Source organism: Pseudoduganella buxea, from assembly GCF_009720835.1.
Classification (GTDB): domain Bacteria; phylum Pseudomonadota; class Gammaproteobacteria; order Burkholderiales; family Burkholderiaceae_D; genus Rugamonas; species Rugamonas buxea.
Window position 1 is genome coordinate 21,576 of sequence record NZ_WNKZ01000059.1, and the last position, 18,522, is coordinate 40,097.

Annotated in this window: 14 protein-coding genes; 9 read left to right on the forward strand and 5 right to left on the reverse strand. The window is 67.5% G+C overall.

What is annotated here, in order from left to right; translation table 11 throughout:
* The first annotated feature begins 143 nt into the window (after positions 1–143).
* Both GM672_RS18520 and prsT read left to right on the forward strand, forming a co-directional pair.
* Positions 144–812, forward strand: coding sequence for a response regulator transcription factor (locus tag GM672_RS18520; protein ID WP_229417807.1), 669 nt, complete (start codon positions 144–146; stop codon positions 810–812).
* Positions 813–913: 101 nt separating this feature from the next.
* Entirely contained in the window at positions 914–3,682 is a 2,769-nt protein-coding gene (prsT, locus tag GM672_RS18525) for an XrtA/PEP-CTERM system TPR-repeat protein PrsT (RefSeq protein WP_155472016.1), read from the forward strand.
* A 17-nt stretch (positions 3,683–3,699) separates the two neighbouring features.
* Here the strand turns inward: prsT and GM672_RS18530 are convergent, their stop codons facing one another.
* Both GM672_RS18530 and GM672_RS18535 read right to left on the reverse strand, forming a co-directional pair.
* Positions 3,700–5,352 (reverse strand): FAD-binding oxidoreductase, encoded by a 1,653-nt coding sequence (locus GM672_RS18530; RefSeq protein ID WP_155472017.1) that lies wholly within the window; start codon positions 5,350–5,352, stop codon positions 3,700–3,702.
* The gene (locus tag GM672_RS18535; protein WP_170300133.1) at positions 5,352–6,095 is read right to left on the reverse strand and encodes an N-acyl amino acid synthase FeeM domain-containing protein; all 744 of its coding nucleotides are present in this window, start codon (positions 6,093–6,095) and stop codon (positions 5,352–5,354) included. The genes GM672_RS18530 and GM672_RS18535 overlap by 1 nt, the downstream gene beginning before the upstream one ends.
* A gap of 246 nt (positions 6,096–6,341) precedes the next feature.
* Between GM672_RS18535 and GM672_RS18540 the strand changes: the two genes are divergently transcribed.
* From GM672_RS18540 to GM672_RS18555, 4 genes are all read left to right on the forward strand, one after another.
* Positions 6,342–7,259 (forward strand): EDSAP-1 family PEP-CTERM protein, encoded by a 918-nt coding sequence (locus GM672_RS18540; RefSeq protein ID WP_170300134.1) that lies wholly within the window; start codon positions 6,342–6,344, stop codon positions 7,257–7,259.
* A 158-nt stretch (positions 7,260–7,417) separates the two neighbouring features.
* A complete protein-coding gene (locus tag GM672_RS18545; protein ID WP_155472019.1) occupies positions 7,418–8,947 on the forward strand; it encodes an XrtA system polysaccharide chain length determinant in 1,530 nt (509 codons plus the stop codon).
* Positions 8,948–8,958: 11 nt separating this feature from the next.
* Positions 8,959–9,732, forward strand: coding sequence for an XrtA-associated tyrosine autokinase (locus GM672_RS18550; RefSeq protein WP_155472020.1), 774 nt, complete (start codon positions 8,959–8,961; stop codon positions 9,730–9,732).
* A gap of 11 nt (positions 9,733–9,743) precedes the next feature.
* Entirely contained in the window at positions 9,744–10,505 is a 762-nt protein-coding gene (locus GM672_RS18555; RefSeq protein WP_155472021.1) for a class I SAM-dependent methyltransferase, read from the forward strand.
* Positions 10,506–10,799: 294 nt separating this feature from the next.
* Here the strand turns inward: GM672_RS18555 and GM672_RS18560 are convergent, their stop codons facing one another.
* Positions 10,800–11,957, reverse strand: coding sequence for a glycosyltransferase (locus tag GM672_RS18560; RefSeq protein WP_155472022.1), 1,158 nt, complete (start codon positions 11,955–11,957; stop codon positions 10,800–10,802).
* Positions 11,958–12,405: 448 nt separating this feature from the next.
* Here GM672_RS18560 and GM672_RS18565 point away from each other — a divergent pair, with 448 nt between their 5' ends.
* The 3 genes from GM672_RS18565 to GM672_RS18575 are packed head-to-tail and all read left to right on the forward strand — an operon-like array spanning position 12,406 to position 15,225.
* Positions 12,406–13,725 carry a putative O-glycosylation ligase, exosortase A system-associated gene (locus GM672_RS18565; protein WP_155472023.1) on the forward strand — a complete coding sequence of 440 codons (1,320 nt, stop codon included), beginning with the start codon at positions 12,406–12,408 and terminating at the stop codon, positions 13,723–13,725.
* A gap of 7 nt (positions 13,726–13,732) precedes the next feature.
* On the forward strand, positions 13,733–14,476 hold the full coding sequence (locus GM672_RS18570) for a hypothetical protein (protein WP_155472024.1): 744 nt from the start codon (positions 13,733–13,735) through the stop codon (positions 14,474–14,476).
* Positions 14,455–15,225: an ABC transporter permease gene (locus GM672_RS18575; RefSeq protein ID WP_155472025.1), complete on the forward strand. Its 771-nt coding sequence runs from the start codon at positions 14,455–14,457 to the stop codon at positions 15,223–15,225. Before GM672_RS18570 ends, GM672_RS18575 begins: the two co-directional genes overlap by 22 nt.
* Positions 15,226–15,390: 165 nt before the next feature.
* Here the strand turns inward: GM672_RS18575 and prsR are convergent, their stop codons facing one another.
* Both prsR and prsK read right to left on the reverse strand, forming a co-directional pair.
* Positions 15,391–16,737 carry a PEP-CTERM-box response regulator transcription factor gene (gene prsR, locus GM672_RS18580; RefSeq protein ID WP_155472026.1) on the reverse strand — a complete coding sequence of 449 codons (1,347 nt, stop codon included), beginning with the start codon at positions 16,735–16,737 and terminating at the stop codon, positions 15,391–15,393.
* Positions 16,738–16,748: 11 nt separating this feature from the next.
* Positions 16,749–18,522 (reverse strand): XrtA/PEP-CTERM system histidine kinase PrsK (gene prsK / locus GM672_RS18585; RefSeq protein ID WP_155472027.1); only part of this gene is annotated, 1,774 nt, incomplete at its 5' end.

Genomic DNA, 18,522 nt, shown 5'->3' on the forward strand with positions numbered 1-18,522 from the left:
GCGCCTGCGGTCCGGCGCCTCGTTCTTCCCTCTTCCCGCCTTTGTTTAAGCGAATTAACATCGCTTAACTTGTCTTCGCGCCCTTGCAGTTTCATCATGTAAGCGTTGCAACTGGCCGTGCCGTTGCCGTGAAGGAGAACCACATGCCCGTCCCCCAGCCCAACGTTCATATCATGCATTCCGAGCCCGTCATGACGGCGGGACTGATGAGTTTGCTCGCCGAGGCCGGCGAATTCGTCCTGACGGCCCATGGCCGGCAGCCCCAGGCCCAGCCCCATGCCCAGGTCCTGGTGGCGGACTACGACAGCGGCCTGGCCCTCGCGCGGCAGTTGCCGGCGGACCGCTTTGGCCAGGCTGCGCGCGTGCTGGTCATCACGCAGCGCGACAAGGAATGGGAAGTGCGCACGGCCATGGATGCGGGCGTGCACGGCTACCTGCTGCAGGGCTGCGCCGGCGACGAGCTGGTCAGAGCGGTGCGCCAGCTGAGCCAGGGCATGCGCTACCTGAGCGAGGCGGTGACGCGCTGCGTCGCGGACAGCCTCAGCCGCGAAAGCCTGACGGGCCGCGAAACGGACGTGCTGCAGCTCCTGGCGAAGGGCTGCTGCAACAAGTCGATCGCCCGCGAGCTGGGCATCGGCGTGGGCACCGTCAAGACCCACGTGAAAGGCCTGATGAGCAAGCTGGACGCGACGGCGCGCACCCATGCCGTCGTCGTGGCGACGCAACGGGGGCTGATCGACGCCGGCGGGCGACCCGGCACGCCCTTCGTTCGGGGCCGCGGCCCGGGAGTCGCGCAACAGGCCCTGCAGTAACAGCGGCCCGTTCTGCCCAAAGCCACGCTTCGTTGAGCACGATCAACGAGGCCGCATGGCGATTTCCTACGCTGGCAGTTCAGCCCGCACTGGAGACCGCCATGCCCACCGCCCTGCCGTTCCGCCTCGCCCCCGTCCTGATCCGTGTCCTGTCCGCCCTGCCCCTGCTCTGTGCCCTCGGGGCCTGCCAACGCAACCAGCCCACCGACGAGCTGATGGCCGATGCGCGACGTTTCCGCGAGCAGGGCGACGCCAAGGCCGCCATCATCCAGCTCAAGAACGTCGTGCAGCAGGCGCCCGAGGATGCGGCCGCCAGGCTGATGCTGGGCCAGATGTACGTGGAAAGCGGCGACATGCTGTCGGCCGAGAAGGAGCTGCGCCGAGCCCGCGATCTGGGCGCCGCGGCCGACGCCGTGTTGCCTGCCCTGGGCAAGGCGCTGCTGGCGCAGGGCCAGTACGACAACGCGCTGGCCGAAGCGCGCGACGAAACGAATGCGCAGGCGCTGGCCTTGCGCGGGCACGCCCTGCTGGGCCTGAACCGGCTGGACGAGGCCCGCGCCGCCTTCAAGCAAGCACTGCTGCGCCAGCCGGACCTGGCCGACGCGACCCTGGGGTTGGCCAGGGCGGCCCTGGCCGGCAACGACGCCGAACGGGCCAACGAGCTGGTGGCCCAGGCCAATGTTCAGAACCCTGGCAGCGTCGATACGCTGCGCATGAAGGCGGACCTGGAGCGGGCCGGCCAGAAACGCGACGCGGCACGCGCCACCTACGAACGCATCGTCGAACTCAAGCCCAATAATGTGCAGGCCCACGTCGACCTGGCCAACCTCGATATCGAGGCGGGGCGGTTCAAGGAGGCGCGCGAACGGCTGGCCAAGGCGCGCAAGTTCCAGCCGAATAACCTGCTGATCTTCTATTCCCAGGCCCTGCTCGATTTCCGCGAGGGCAATAACAAGGGCGCGCTGGAACAATTGCAGCAAGTGCTGCGCGCCGTGCCCGATCACATGCCCAGCCTGCTGCTGGCCGGTGCCGTGCAACTGGCGCTGGGCTCGAACACGCAGGCCGAACGCTACCTGGGCCAGTTCCTGGAAAGCAATCCCGGCAATGCCTATGCCACCAAGCTGATGGCCACGGTGGCGCTGCGCAACGGCAAGCCGGACGAGGCCTTGAAACTGGTCCAGCCGCTGTTGAAGTCAACCCCGGACGATGTCGAGCTGCTGGCGCTGGCGGGCGAAGCCCAGATGCGCGCGCGCCGCTTCACGGAGGCGGCCGACCTGTTCAAGAAGGCCAGCGAACTGAAGCCGGACGCGCCGTCATTGCGGATGGCCCACGGCCTGAGCCGGCTGGGCACGGGCGAGACGACGCGCGCCATCGCCGAGCTGGAACATGCCAGCGCCGGCGACGCGGGACCGGGCCGGGCCGGCGTGCTGCTGGTGCTGACCCACCTGCGCGCGAAACAGTTCGACCAGGCCCTGGCCGCCGTCGACGCCCTGATCAAGCAGGGCGACAACCCGATGCTGCAGAACCTGCGCGCCGGCGTGTTGCTGGGCAAGAGCGACGTCGACGGCGCCCGTGCCGGCTTCATGAAGGCGCTGGCCATGGACCCGCTGTACCTGCCGGCGCTGGACAACCTGGCCCAGCTCGATGTCGTGTCGAAGAAACCCGAGGATGCCCGCAAGCGCTACGAAGCGGCGCTGGCACGGGACAAGAAGAACGTGGCGATGATGACGGCCCTGGCGCGCCTGGCCACGAGCCAGGGCAAGACGGCCGAAGCCATCGGCTGGCTGGAAATGGCCAGCAAGGCCAATCCGGACGCCGCGCTGCCGGCCCAGCAGCTGGCCGGCTATTACCTGCGCGCGGGCCAGAAGGACAAGGCCTTGACCCTGGCGCGCAAGCTGCAGGCCACGGACCCGGAGTCGACCGACTCGCTGTCGCTGCTGGCCCAGGCCCAGGCCGAATCGGGCCAGACGGCGGCCGCGCTGGAGAGCTATGCCAAGCTGGCCGTGATGCACCCCAAGGCGGCCGGCATCCAGTTGCGCATTGCCGGCCTGGAACTGGCCAGCGGCCGCGTCGAACAGGCCCTGCTGGCCGCGCGCAAGGGAGCCAAGATGGCGCCGGACAATCCGGAAGTGGCGATCCTGCTCAGCGGACTCCTGATCGAAAAGAACGCGCTGCTGGAAGCGGGCGCGCTGGCCCAGGACTGGCAGCGGCGCCAGCCCCAGTCACCGGTGGGTTTCAAGCTGGAGGGCGACGTGCTGATGGCCCAGCAAAAGCCGCTGGACGCCGTGCAGCGCTATGACAAGGCGCTGGGCCTGGCCCCTTCCGGCGCCTTGCTGGTGGCCCTGCACCGGGCCCTGCAGGCAGGCGGACGCCAGCCGGAAGCGGACGCCCGGATGAAGGAATGGCTGGCGCGTCATCCGGACGACCAGCCGACTCGCATGTACCACGCCAGCGCCCTGCTGGCGGCGGGCGACTTCAAGGGCGCCAGCACGCACTACCAGGATGTGCTCAAGCGCGCGCCGGACAATGTGGTGGCGCTGAACGACCTGGCCTGGTCGCTGCTGCAGCTGAAGGACCCGGCCGCGCTGGGCCATGCGGAACGGGCCTACAAGCTGGCGCCGGCCAATGCGGCCGTGGCCGACACGCTGGCCGCCGTGCTGCTGGCGCGGGGCGATACGGCGCGGGCGCTGGGCCTGCTGCAGAAGGCCGTGACGCAGGCGCCGACGGCACTGGAGATCCGCTTCCACCTGGCCCAGGCCCTGTTCAAGCAGGGCGACCGCAAGGCCGCGCGCGGCCACTGCGAGCAGTTGCTGGCCCAGCGCGACTTCAAGCACCGCGAAGCGGTGCAGCAGATGCTGGCGCAGATGTAGCCGGCCGGGCGGCGGGCTCAGGGCGGCGGCTTCGGCGCCGCCCCGCGCGCTCCGTAACGCCCGGGCGCGATCAGGCCTTCCGGGTCGAGCGCCGCCTTGATGCGCCCGACCATGCGCCAGTAGCTGTCATCGCCGTTATCGAGGTCGGCCATCGACTGCAGGCCGACCCGGTACGGAATATAGCCGGCGCCCACCATCGTCTCGAACACCTGCTTGTAGCAGCTGCGCGCGCGCGCCACTTCGTCCGGATCTTCCTTGTCGTAGGCCACCGTCAGCACGCCGCCCAGGGCCCGCTCGTTGATCATGCTGAAGGTGACGAACAGGTCGAAGCCGTGGGCGTGGAAGATGGGCGCTGCCAGCGCGTGCACCCGCAGCAGGTCGGTGCCCCGCATCGGCAGCACGGGCGACACCCACAGCATGCCGCAGCCATCCAGCGCGGGGTTGGCGTTGGCGGGGAAGTCCGGCGGCAGGCCGCCCCGGCGCCGCCAGTAGGCGCCGGCCAGGAAGCGCCCGTTCGGAATGCCCCGGTTCATCTCGAACAGCGAGCGGCCCAGCAGCACCTGGCTGGCCAGGCGCTTGCCGACCGCCGTGCTTTTCAACAGGCGCGCGACCCAGGCCGCCGCGTCGAGCTTGCGTTCGTCCAGGAAGCGCAGGCTGGCCGGCGTACCGCGCAAGGCCCGGCGCAGGGCGCGCCGCGCCACGGCCACCTGGTCCGCGCTGCCGTACAGCGCCCCCGACACCATCCACGCGCCGATGCCGGCGGCTGCGCGCATCTGCGTCCGCAGCGCTTCCGGCAGCGGCACGACGTCACCGGCCAGCGCGCGCGGATAGGTGGTGCCGCCCGACAGCACGCGCAGGTCGTTGCCGATATGCAGGATGCTGCGCAGGGTGCCGTCCATCCGCAGCGGTCGCAGGGCCTCGATGACGGGGGCGATGTCGGCGTGCTGCGGCACGCTGCACAGGAAGTGGTTCAGCGCGGCCGTCTTCGGCATCAGCCACAGGCCCAGGCTCGTGACGATGCCCAGGTTCGACTGTGTGAACAGGCCGTCGACATAGGGACCCACGCCATACTGGTAGACGCGGGCGTTGGCGGCGCCGGGGAAGTGGCCGAAGCCCGTGTCGACCACTTCGCCGTCGGCCAGCACGACGCGCATGCTGGCCACGTTCTGGAAGCGGTTGCCGTAGGGCGAATGGCCGAAGCCGCGCTCCAGGATATTGCCCATCAGGCTGGTATCCGGGCCGGCCCCCGTGCAGTCCATCCACAAGGGCAATTCGTGTTCGATCAGGTAGCGCGACAGCTGCTGCTGCGTCACGCCCGGCTCGACAACGACATAGGCCAGCGTGGCGTCGACCTCGAGGATGCGGTTCATGCCGGACAGGTCGACAATGGCATGGCCGTCGGCCAGCGCGCACGCGTCGCCATAGCCCCAGTTGCGCCCCGTGCTGATGGGGTACAGGGGCACGCCGCCGCCCGCCGCCGCGCGCACGACGGCCGCCACTTCCTCCGTGCTGTGCGGGTGCACGACGGCCAGCGGCAAGGTGCTGTACGAGGACGTGCTGGCGGCATACCGGGCCAGTGCGGCGGCATCGGTGACCACCCGGGCCTCGCCCAGCAGGGCGCGCCATGCCGCCAGGACGGCCGCCGCGCGGGGTTCGGCGCCGGCGCCCATCAGTCCCTACCCTGGATCAGCCGGGTCGTGATGCCGGGCTCGTCGCGCAGGGGGAAGAAGTACGGGTAGAACGAGCGCTCGCCCGGGGCCTGCTCCATCTGGCCGCCGAAGCGGCGGATCTGCTCGCCCATATAGTCCAGTTCCAGGCGCAGCAGCACGGCCGGGGCGCCCACGCGCGAACAGGTCCGCTCGCCGCCGAAATCGCGGAAGCCGAGCATGCGCTTGTAGAACATCACGTGGCGCGGGTTGACTTCGATCACGTAGTCCGTGAAACCGTGGATATTGTGGGCGTAGATGTACGAGATGTGGATCAGCGCGGCGAAGACGCGCTTGCTGACATCCTTGTCGATGGCCAGCCGGGACGGTTCGCACAGGCGCCGTCCCTGTTCGCGCAGCCCTACCAGCTTGTCGCGAAAATTTTCGTCGGCCGGCAGGCCCAGGTCGGGGTCATCCAGACACAGGGACATGGTGCCGACGGTGGCGCCGTGGGTTTCCGCATACAGGGTGATACGGTTCGGTGCATGCGTCGTCTCCGTATCGACATCATAGCCGCGCCAGCCATACATTTTCCTCAGCAACAGGCTGGCCGCCTCGCGCTTGCCGGCAGTGCTGGCCATCCGGATATGGAAGATCTGCGTATCGATCGGGTGGGTGTGTGGCATCGCCGTATCCTGCTCGCGGATGACCAGGTCACGCAGTTTCGCGGCTTCAAAGGAAATGATGGTGTCGTCGAAGGGTTGCACGGTAACTCCCGGTTGTCAATAAGTTCATGCACATCAGACCGCTGTGTCCTGCAGGAAGTTCCCGACAGCGTCGGACTTTTTTTCATTTTTTCGCCGTGACCGCTTTTGGCATCGCCAAGCCCTTGATTTCACAGCGACTCGCTCGATGGCACAAATGCTGCTGAATGGTAGCCGTCGGCACAGACCTCAGGGCCGTAACCACTTATCTAGGAGTAGCACGCCATGAACATCATCAGGAAAGGTTTTATGGTCACGGCAGCAGCTGTGACTCTCGGTTTGGCAGCGATGGGCAGCGCACAGGCCGATACGTTCGCGTCGGCCATTCTTGACATCAACAACTTTCGCCTGCTCAACGGTGCCGGCGTCGCCTACAGTGCCGCCGACTTCGCCACGCTGAGCGGCACCAACGATGCGCATGCCACGGCATCGTGGAACGGCATCTTCGCCAACGGCGCCGATTCCCAGCCGATCCTGTCGGGCATCCAGCCGAACGTGCCACGCCAGTGCGCCGGCCCCAGCTGCCCGGTGCTGGGGGAAAATAACTTCAACCGCTTCGTGGTGCCACCTTCGCCAGGAACCTTCGGCTATGCCGACCAGGCCCTGACGGGTTCGGTGATCAGCATCGGCGCCGTGCCGGCCGGCGCCCACGCGCAGACCCGGGCGGATGCGGCCACGGCAGCGAATGAAAACATCACTTCCGGCAACTCCGATGTCGGCACATCGACCACCTTCGCTTTCCAGCTGGGCCAGTCGGACACGATGACGGTGGCCTTCGACGCCAACCCCTACACGGCCGCCTTCGTGTCGGGTGATGCAGGTGCCACGTCGAATGCCAATGCCCGCCTGTCGTGGAGCATCAATATCGTCGACCTGTCGACCAACACGTCCGTGTTCAGCTTCGCACCTTCCGAACTGAATGCCGAAAGCAACGTCAGCCGTACTGACGCCGACCCGGGCCTGCTGGAATACAACGCCGCCGGCCAGGTGTTCTCGTTCACGGCCACGACGCCGCTGCTGACGGCTGGCACCACGTACCAGATCACGATCCAGCACAACACGCTGGCCAATGCCCTGCAACAGGAAGTTCCGGAACCGGCCACCCTGGCCATCGTGGCCGCCGGCTTGCTGAGCATGTCGCTGGTCAGCCGTCGCCGTAAATCCTGAGCTGTTACCCCTCGTCACTTGTGGGCGCGCCGTCGAGAAATTTGACGGTGCGCCGTTTTTGACGCTTCGCAAGCACTCGACAGGTCGCCGCCGGCACGCGCAAGCCCAGCCATATAATCAGCACGGAACCGTTGCGTCGCACCCGGAGAACCGAATCCATGGAAGAAATCATCGCCCAGCTGCAGGCCGGCCTGAAAGGGATCTGGAAGTATCGCTGGTGCGCCGTCATCGTCACGTGGCTGGTGGCGACGGCAGGCTGGCTGAAGGTCTACACCCTGCCCAACGATTACCAGACCAGCGCGCGCGTCTTCGTCGACACGCAGAGCATCCTGAAGCCCCTGCTGTCGGGCATGACGACGGTGCCGAACCTGGAGCAGCAGGTCAACATCATGAGCCGGCAACTGCTGACCCGGCCGAATATCGACCGCGTCATCCGCATGGTCGATCTGGACATCACCTTGAAGACGCCGCGCGACCGCGAGGAAAAAATCGAGGAGCTGATCAAGAAGATCCGCATCGGCGGCACGGGCACGATGGATATTTATTCGATCAGTTACAGCGACCACAGCCCACGCCTCGTGCGCGACGTCGTGCAGTCGCTGCTGACGATTTTCGTCGAAGGCAGTTTCAAGGGCAAGAAAGGCGAGTCGGAAAAGGCCGTGCAGTTCATCGACGACCAGATCCGTGCGTATGAAGACAAGCTGATGGCAGCGGAAAACTCCGTCAAGGAGTTCAAGCTGAAAAACAACTTCCTGCTGCCGCGCCAGGGCGTCGACTACGGCGCCCAGCTGCTGATGGCCTCGGATGCACTGAACAATGCGCGCCTGGAACTGGTGGAGGCCGAGCAGGCCCGCAACGCCATCAATGCCCAGATCTCCGGGGACGAGCCGATCCTGGGTGCGGAGCCGAACCCGGCCACCATCGACAACCCGGAAATGGACAGCCGCATCAACGCCCTGAACAAGTCGCTCGACGCCCTGCTGCTGCAATACACGGAAGCCCATCCGGACATCATCTCGACGCGCCGCCTGATCGCCCTGCTGGAAGAGCGCAAGGTGCAGGAAGCCAAGACGCGCGGCACGCCATCGGACCCCGGCAAGAACTTCAGTCCGATGCTGCAACAGCTCAAGGTGGCGCTGACGGAAGCAGATGCCCGTGTCGCGTCGATCAAGGCCCGGGTCGCCGAAATGCAGGCACGCCACGACAGCCTGCTCGAGCAAAGCAAGGCCGTCCCGGAAGTGGAATCGCAGCTGGCCCAGTTGAACCGCGATTACCAGATCAACAAGGACAACTACGAGAAACTGATCGGCCGGCGTGAGGCGGCCAAGCTGTCGGGCGACCTGTCCACCACCACCGAGATGATGAGCTTCAAGATCATCGACCCGCCCACGGTGCCATTGCGCCCCGTCGGGCCGAACCGCCCTTTGCTGTACAGCGCCGTGCTGGCGGCGGCCGTGCTGGCGGGTGCCGCGTCGGCACTGCTGATCAGCCAGGTCCGCCCAACCTACCTGAGCCCGGCAGAACTGCGGGAGGCCACTGGCCTGCGCGTGCTGGGCGCCGTGGCCATGAACTGGACCGAAGCGGAACTGAAGAAACGCCGGCGCGGCCAGATCGGATTCGGCGCCGGCCTGGCTTGCCTGTTCGTGTCATATGGCGGCGTGATGGCGATGGCGCTCCTTCCTTCGTAACGGAGACTGGCATGATTCCCATTGACGACACGCCGCGCACCGAGCCGAACCTGGTGAGCACCGATGCCCGCTTTGCGGACATCAACCTGGCCAGGCTTCAACAGCTGGGCATGGTCACGCACGAGGGCGGCCGCTCTGGCGTGGCGGAGGATTTCCGCCTCATCAAGCGCCCGCTGCTGCGTGGTGCGCGCGCCCTGGACGGCCAGGCCATCCGCCATGGCAACCTGATTATCGTTACCAGTGCCATTCCCGGCGAAGGCAAGACCTTCTGCGCCATCAACCTGGCCATGAGCATGGCCATGGAGCGCGATACGACGGTGCTGCTGGTCGATGCCGACGTGGCACGGCCGACGGTACTGTCCGTGCTGGGCCTGGAGCCCCGTCCCGGGCTGATGGATGTGCTGCTGGACGACAATCTCGACCTTGCCGACGTCATCCTGAAAACCAATGTGCCGGCCCTGAGCATCCTGCCGGCCGGGCGCCGCAACAAGCACGCCACCGAGTTGCTGGCCAGCCGCAGCATGACGCGGCTGCTGGACGAGATCGCATCCCGCTATGCCGACCGCATCGTCATCTTCGATTCGCCGCCCCTGCTGATCACGACCGAGGCCGGCGTGCTGGCGGCCCACATGGGCCAGGTCGTCGTCGTCGTCGAAGCCGAGCGCACCACCCACAGCAATGTGCGCGAGGCGCTGCGCCAGATCGAGGCGTGCGAGCACGTCAACCTGGTCTACAACAAGATCAAATCCTTCAACGATCCCAACTACTACGGCTATTACGACTAGGAGCGCGCTGCATGTTTCCCCTGACTTCCTTTCTGTTCACGGCCGCGATCCTGCTGCTGTGCGGCTACACCCTGCACAAGGTGCGCCTGATCCACCTGCTGCTGCATGACGTGCGCGACCAGTCGCAACGGGAGAATGCGGGCCTGTTCCGTCAGCTCGAGGCGCTGCAGGGCCTGTACACGGACCTGGGCCTGAGGCACAGCCTGCCCGACACGCGCGGCTGGGCCGCTTCGCCTGATTTCCTACTGGAAATGACCCGCCATGCGCTGGCGGAAAAGCCCGGTGTCGTCGTCGAATGCAGCAGCGGTACGTCCACCGTCGTACTGGCCCGTTGCATGCAGTTGAACGGCGCCGGCAAGGTCTACAGCCTGGAGCACGATTCCCGCTATGCGGCCGAGGCCCGCCGCCAGCTGGCCCGACATGGCCTGAGCGATTGGGCCATCGTGCTGGACGCGCCGTTGAAGGCCCAGGAGTTCAGCGGCGCCACATGGCCGTGGTACACGACGGACGGCTTGCCGGCCAACTTGCGTATCGACATGCTGGCCATCGACGGCCCGCCCCAGGCGACGCGGGCGCTGGCCCGCTATCCGGCCGGCCCGGCCCTGTTCGCGCGCCTGACACCGGGCGCGGCCGTTTTCCTGGACGACGCCCGTCGCCCGGACGAGCAAACCATCCTGCGGCGCTGGGCCGAGGAATACCCGGACATGGAACAGCACCTGCCTCCCTGCGAAAAAGGCGCTGCCGTCCTGCGCTATCGCCCGCCGGGCGCCTGACCCTCGGCACGCGCGGCGTGGCCTGGCGTACCGGGTGCCAACCGGCTCGCGCTGCGTCGAACTTCGGCCCGCACTGCTGCCCGGAATGGCCCGGCGCGGAATGGATGCGACCCGCCCATCAGGCCCTGTTTTCTTATTGCTGCATCGTCATTGCCGCTTGCGTACCGGTACGCGCGTGCATGGCCCCGCCGGCGTCCGGATGCCGCGGCGACGTCGTTTCGTTGGAAAGAAGCAAGAATGCAGCGGGATGGGCCGGCGCCACGGCGGGATGCCGCCGGGGACCGGCCGCTGCGATCAGGCCGAGCCGCGCTGGGCCTCTTCCTGGCGCACGGCGGCGTGTTCCTTTATATCGAGCGCCACCAACGCCTGGGGAACCTGCGGCGCCATGCCCCGTTCGGCGGCCAGGCGCGCGGCCAGGTCGAAGTAGCAGTTGGCGATCTGCGAGGCCACGCGCTGCCAGGTATATTGTTCCACCAGGGCGCGCACGGCTTCCCGCTGCGGCGGTTGGTCGATGAAATGGCGTATGGCCGCGCGTTGGGCCTCGCCGTCATGCCAGGCGATCTTGCGCAGGGCGAAATCGCTTTCGCGCAGGTCCAGCGCGTTTTCATCCGTCATCACCACCGGTGTGCCGCAGGCCAGCGCTTCCAGCACGGCCAGCGGAAAAACCTCGCCGTGGCTTGGCAGCGCCACGACGGAGGCGGCGCCGAAGGCACTGGCCAGCAGCGGATCCTCGTGCTGCAGTTCGCCCAGCCAGCGCACCTGGGGCGAACGCAACACGGCCTCCAGGTAGCCCTGGTCGTCGCGCCCGCAGCGGCCGATCAGCACAATGGGCAAGTCGAGCCCCTCCAGCGCCTGCACCAGGCCCAGCTGGTTTTTATACGGGCTCACCGTGCCGGCCATCAGCACGAACGGCCCGCGGATACCCGTGCGGTGACGGAACAGTTCCGGACGGGCCGTGAAGAACTGGCGGCTGATACCGTTGGGGAAGACGCGGATCTTGGCCGGCTCGATCAGGAAGCCGGACGTGATGGCGTCGCGCTCGGCTTCGCCCAGCGCAATGACGAGGCGGGCCAGCTGCAGGGCTTTTTTCGTCTGCGCATAGCTCGTTTGCACATGCCACGCCGTCAGCCGCCCGGCCAGCCGGTCCGCCACGCGGGCCCGGAAACCCGAAGCGCGGTCCCATCCGGGCGACAGCAGCGGCGACAGGACGACCGGCACGCCCATGTCCGTGGCCGCCTCGACCACCCGGTAATTGCCGTTGATGGCGGAGAAGACGTGGATCAGGTCGAACTGGTCCAGGCGTTGGCGGTTCGGATCGACCAGTTCCGCCTGCAGGGGATGGGCGTCGTCCTGTCCCAGACGGTTCAATGCGGCGATGGTTTCCCGCACCTGAACCTGCAGCCCGCCCTCGCGCTGGAACAGCATCGGGTACGACAGTATGCCAACACGCATGATGAGCCCTCCTCGTCTGGCGGCAGGACGCGATGCGTCGTACCGGATCGATTGCGCGCGGCCAGTCGCGGCTGGACGGGTGCGCCATGGTGTCAATGTATACAGGGCCGGGGGGCCGAACATGATGCGGATCAAGACCGCGGTTACTCCTGAGTCCGTAACGCGGCAGCGTGGACGCATGCGGCATCGCCGCAACAGCCCGCTGGCAGGACGGCAGCCGCTCGTCGGCCGACGATGCAATGGCCCGGGCGCCGCTTGCCGGCACAGGTCGACTCCGGCGGGCGGTGCTGGACAAGGTGTCAATAATGTAACGGTTACCCTGAGCGTGGTCAACAGGAGCAGGGTCATTCCGGCCTACGATGGACCTCCAGCCCGATGCGCCCGTCGTCGGGCGCCGGTCCGCCGGCATACGAACGCCCGCCGGGAAAGCAAGTCCAGGAAAGAAGCCATGCGCGATATTCTCGTCACCTTGCTGGTGTTCGGCGGCCTGCCGTACGTGCTGAAACGGCCCATGTACGGCGGCCTGATGTGGGTGTGGATCAGCGTCATGAATCCCCATACCCAAGGCTGGGGCTTCGCCACCAACTTCCCGTTTGCCTACATCATCGCCGTCACGACCCTGGTCAGCCTCGTCAAGTCGCGCGAAAAGAACAGTTTTCCCCTGTCGCCCATCAGCCTGACGCTGATCGTCTTTGTCCTGTGGATGAACCTGACGACCCCGTTCGCCATGTTTCCGAACGCGGCGTGGAACCAGTACACGAAGGTCATGAAGATCATGCTGATGACCTTCGTGCTGATGATGGTCGTGCACAAGCGCGAAGACATCCACAAGCTGATCTGGGTACTTGTCATCTCGCTGGGCTTCTACGGCGTCAAGGGCGGCATCTTCACGATCCGCAGCGGCGGCAACGACCGGGTGTGGGGTCCCGTCGGCACCTTCATCGGCGACAACAACGCGCTGGCGCTGGCGCTGATCATGACCATTCCCCTGATGTACTACCTGATGCACGACCTGCGCCGACGCTGGATGCGCCATGCCATGCTTGCCGCGATGGCCCTGTCCGGGCTGGCCGCGCTGGGCAGCTACTCGCGCGGCGGGCTGCTGGCGATCATCGCCATGCTGCTGTTCATGTGGAGCAAGAGCCGCCACAAGATGGCCGGCGCGGCCATGCTGGTTCTGCTGGTGCCGCTGGCCCTGCTGTTCATGCCGGACCAGTGGGGCGCGCGCATGGACACGATCGGCGAATACCAGGCCGACCAGTCCGCCATGGGACGCATCAACGCGTGGTACATGGGTTTCAACATGGCGCGCGACCGCTTCCTCGGCGGCGGCTTTGCCACCTACGAACCGCTGGCGTTCGCCCTGTATGCGCCGAACCCGGCCGCCGTCCATGCGGCGCACAGCATCTATTTCCAGGTGCTGACCGAACATGGCTTCGGTGGACTGGCCATCTACTTGCTGCTGGGCTTGCTCACCTGGCGCTCGGCCGCCATCATCGTGCGCCGTGCGCGGGGACATGCCGAGCTGGACTGGGCGGCACGGCTGGCGGCGATGATCCAGGCCAGCCTGATCGGATTCGGCGTCGGCGGCGCCTTTCTCAGCCTGCTGTACTGGGACGTGCCCTACTACCTGATGGCGGCCGTCATCGCCACGCGCGCGCAGGTATCGCTGCACCTTGGGCCGGAGCGGCGCTACGCTCGGCCCAAGCCGCTTGGCCGGCCCCATCTTGACGCCGCACAAACGGGCCCCGCCAAGCCGGAGGTTTAATCGGCATATGAAACACCCTGCCCTCGATTCCAGAACCAGGCCTGGCCGTCATGGCTGGCTGCTGGTGCGCACGTTGTTGCCCCTGGCGCGCCTGCTAGCGTGCATGCTGCTGCCCATCGCCCGTCGCTGCGGCGCCCACCTGTACCGCCTTGACTTCATCGCCCACCGCGTAGCCTGCCAGCATGCCGGCGTGCGGGACGGCATGGCCCTGGACATCCGGCCGATGGTGGCGCTGTCCGATATCCCTTGGGGTTACCCACGCCCGCGTGACGTCGTCGCGCAACGCTTTCATCGCGGCAGCTACAGCCTGGCCGCCTGGCACGGGCCTGAACTAGTTGGCTTCCTGTGGTATCAGTTTGGTGGCGGCGACGACGAGGAAGTGCGGGCGCGCTACCGGCTGCCGTCGCCGCACACGGCCTGGCATTACGATAGTTTCGTCCAGCCGCGGCTGCGCGCCGGTCCGACGGCGATGCGCCTGCTGGACGAAGCGCACCGGCGCCTGCATGCGCGCGGCATCCGTTGGATCTGCAGCCGCGCCACACCGTTCGATGGCCCGCCGCGGCCCGGTGCCGTGCGGCTGGGCAGCGCGACGTTCGTCCGGATCGGGCACTGGCAGGGCATGGTGGCGACGGTGGCGCCGTATGTGCACCTGTCGCTGCGTCCCGGCTCGATTCCCCAGCTGCGCTTCGACATCGAGGCGCTGGAACAAGGCAGCAGACAGGAGGCACCATGGTATTCCAATCGACCTTGATGGCAGCAGCGTTCGGCGCGCTGTGCACCTTGCCGGGCGCCGCGGCAGGCGCCGGCAAGGCTGCGCCGGATTGCCCGGTCCCCGTCGTCAACAACGTGAGCGGTGGCGACTACACCAGTGCCACCGACCGCGAACGCCTCGGGGTCGTCGAACAGTTCCACTTCACGCCACCGGTGGAGCGGCTGGAAAAAGGCGTCAGCGGCCACCTGGGCGCCGATATCGGCTATGTGCTGGACCATTTCGCCAACCACCACCGGGCCCTGGCCGCACTGGCCCGGCTGTCCCTGCGCGACAAGACGACCAGGCCGCACGGTGCCAAGTATTCCACCGTCTGCTATTTTGACCGCGCCATCCGCTACCGGCCCGACGACGCCCGCGTGCGCGCCATCTTCGGCGGCTACCTGCTGGCGCTGGGCCAGGATGCGGCGGCCCTGGCGCAGCTGGAAGATGCGGCCCGGCTGGAACCCCGCAATGCCACCAACCAGTACAACCTGGGCCTGCTGTATTTGCGCCAGAAGGACTATGCCAAGGCACGCATGGCGGCCCAGCAGGCCTACCAGCTGGGGTTTCCCCTGCCCGGCCTGAAGAACAAGCTGGCCGCCGCGGGCCAGTGGCAGGAAGCGCCGCCGCGCCGGCAGGCGCCCGCAGGAGCCCAGGCTGGCGCGACCCCATTGCCTGCGGCGGAACTGGAGCAAGAGGGAAACGAGGAAAGCGCAGGGGCGACGATGGACGGCAAGCCGCGGCCATGACGTAGAGCGGGCCTTGGGGCGATCCCGGCCGCATCGCTGCGCGCCGCTGGCCACCCGGCGCCGCGCGGCAACGGTGCATTCGGTGCAGTGGTGCTTCGCCGGCGCCCCGGGTGGGTATGCCTACCCGTTGGCGTGGTGTTGCACCGATGCCGCGACCCGACAGTCCTACTTGATGCCGTGGTGGTTCATCAGGTCGTACAAGGTGGGGCGGCTGACGCCCAGCATCTCGGCGGCCTTGGCGATATTGCCGCCCGAACGGGCCAGTGCCTTGACCATCACGCGGTATTCGGCCGCGTCGCGCGCCTCGCGCAGGTCGATGCTTTCCTCCAGTGGTACGGATTCGGGCAGGCCCAGGTCCAGCGCGGTGATCTGCGTACCCTCGCTCATGATGACGGCGCGCTTGATGCAGTTTTCCATCTCGCGTACATTGCCGGGCCATTCGTAGGCTTCGATCGCGGCCAGCGCGTCCGGGCTGAAATGCAGGCCGGAGCGCGCTTCGCTGGCGCAGAAACGGTGCTTGAAATGCTGCGCCAGCAGCACGCTGTCGCCGATCCGCTCGCGCAGCGGCGGAATCACCAGCACGATCTCGCTGAGCCGGTAGAACAGGTCTTCGCGGAACTGGCCCTGGTCGACCAGCACTTTCAGGTTGCGGTGCGTGGCGCAGACAATGCGCACGTCCACGGCGATCTCGGTGCGCCCGCCGACCCGCTCGATGACGCGCTCCTGCAGGAAGCGCAGCATCTTGGCCTGGAGCGACATCGCCATGTCGCCGATTTCGTCGAGGAAGAAGGTACCGCCCTGGGCCAGTTCGATCTTGCCGGGCGTCTGGCGCACCGCCCCCGTGAACGCGCCCTTCTCGTAGCCGAACAATTCGCTCTCCAGCAGGTTTTCCGGAATGGCCGCGCAGTTGATGGCCACAAAGCGCTTGTCGTGCCGTGTGCTCTGCCGGTGCAGGCCCCGCGCCAGCAGCTCCTTGCCGCTGCCGGAAGCGCCCAGCAGCAGCACCGTCGCCGACGATGGCGCCACCTTCTCGATGCTGCGGCAGACCTTCAGCATGCCGGGGTCGCGGCTGATGATGCCGGCCAGCGGCGAATCGGCCTGGATCTGCAGCATGCGGCGGTTTTCCTGCTGCACGGCCTGCAGGAAGCAGGCACGCTCGATCACGAGGCGCAGCAGGTCCGCGTCCAGCGGCTTCTGGTGAAAATCATACGCGCCCATGGCGATGGCCTTCAGCACATTGGCGCGGTCGCGGTTGCCCGACAGGACGATGACCTTCGTATCCGGCGCGATGGCGAGCATCTGCTGCAGCAGCGCCAGGCCTTCGCTGGCGCCGTCCGCGTCGGGCGGCAGGCCCAGGTCCATCGTCACGATCGACGGCTGGTGCCGGCGCAGCAGGGTCAGGGCCGCCTCGCGGTCGCCCGCCACCAGCACTTCGTAGGCATCCAGGCTCCAGCGCAGCTGCTTCTGCAGGCCCGCGTCGTCCTCCACCACCAGCAGTTTACGTTTCGGCATGGCTCGCTCCTTTATGCGGCAACGGGCACGGTGCCCGCCGCCCGGTGCAGCGGCAGCATCACGCGGAACGTGGTGCCGGCGCCGGGCCGGCTTTCCACCTCCAGGCGCCCGCCCAGTTCGCGGATGTATTCGCGGCTTTCGTAGACGCCGATGCCCATGCCGGCCGCCTTGGTGGTCTCGAAGGGCCGGAACAGCCGGTCGCGCACGAACGCTTCGTTCATGCCGACACCGCTGTCGCGCAGTTCGATCACTGCCGCGTCGCCCTGGCGCCGCAACGCCACGCGGATGCTGCCATGCGGCGGCGTCGCCTCCACGGCGTTCTGCAGCAGGTGGGCCAGCACCCGTTCGAGCCGCTGTTCGTCGGCCATCGCATACAGGTCTTCTTCGGCTGCCGCCAGCTCGGGCCGCGGCCGCGCGCCGGCATACGCCTGCACGGCGCGCCGCACGACGGTGGCCAGCGGCGCGATCGTCTCCGGTGCCACCGCCGCGCCACCGCGCTCGGTCACTTCGCCGCGCGAGAGCCGCTGCAGCAGGGCCGTCATCTTAAGCACGGAATGGGCCAGTGTCGCCAGCATGTCTTCCTGGAACTCGGGATTATCCTTGTGGCGTTCCGCGTTCGACAACAGCAGCGAGTGCTGGGACAACAGGTTCTTCAGGTCGTGCACGACGAAGGTCGACATGCGGTTGAACGATTCGAACTGGCGCGCTAGCGCCAGGCGGTCGGCCAGCTCGCCATGGGCCAGGCAGCTGGCGGCCTGGCTCCCGGCCAGGCGCAGCAGGTCGAATACTTCCCAGTTCAAGGCCACCGCCGTGCGGGGACGGGCCAGCACCACGAAGCCGAACAGCCGCCCGTGCAGGATCAGGGGCACGACCAGCCACAGCTCGGGAACGCCATGCAGCCAGGCCGGCACGGGCGCGCCGGCATTGCCGCCGCGCCCGACCTCCACCACCCACTGGCGCTCTTCCAGCAGCCGGCAGAAATCGCTGCCGGCCGGCTCGTTGGTGCCCTGGGGCGGCATGTTCCAGCGCGCGGCCGGCTCCAGCATGGCGCCCTCGCGGGCGATCCACAGGGCCCCGGCCGGGCTTTCGACCAGCGTGCCGATGGCCTGGATGGCCCGTTCGCCGGGGTTGGCGCCGCCCTCGGACAGGGCTTGCGTGAAGCGGCGCCACTCGTCGCGGTAATCGTACTGGGCCTGGTAGAAGTGCTTGTTGATGAACACGCGCAGCCGGGCTCGCGCCGTGCCGGAGAACAGCACGCCGGCCAGCAGCAGCACCGCGCCGCACAGGCTGGCCAGCTGCATGACGGGTCCCCAGGCGCCGCCCACGCTGCGCAGGTACCAGCCGCCCGCGGCCATCGCCAGCAGGTAGACGGCGCAGCCGATCAGCGCGGCCGAACGCAGCATCAGCTTGCGCGACAGGGCCAGGCCCAGCTTCCAGCCCGGATTGCGCGCCGCCGTGATGGCGAGCGGCGGCACGCACAGCGCGTCGACGATGCCGCGCGCGGCCCACAGGTCCGGCTGGATGCGCCGGAACAGCATCGCGTCGCTGTACAGGTAGAAGTCGTAGACGAACAGGGTGCCGAGGCCCAGGCACGCGAACTTGATGCCCCACCGTTCGCGCGCCGGCGTGTTGCGGTATAGCTGCTCGACCAGCAGGATGCCCAGCACGGCCAGCAGCAGCCGCACCGTGATGGCCACCTGCGCCGGCATGTCGAAGCCGCCCGGCACGCCGGCGGGGCCGCTGCCGGCAACGGGCGCCGACACGGCCACGGCCTGGGCCGGCGCC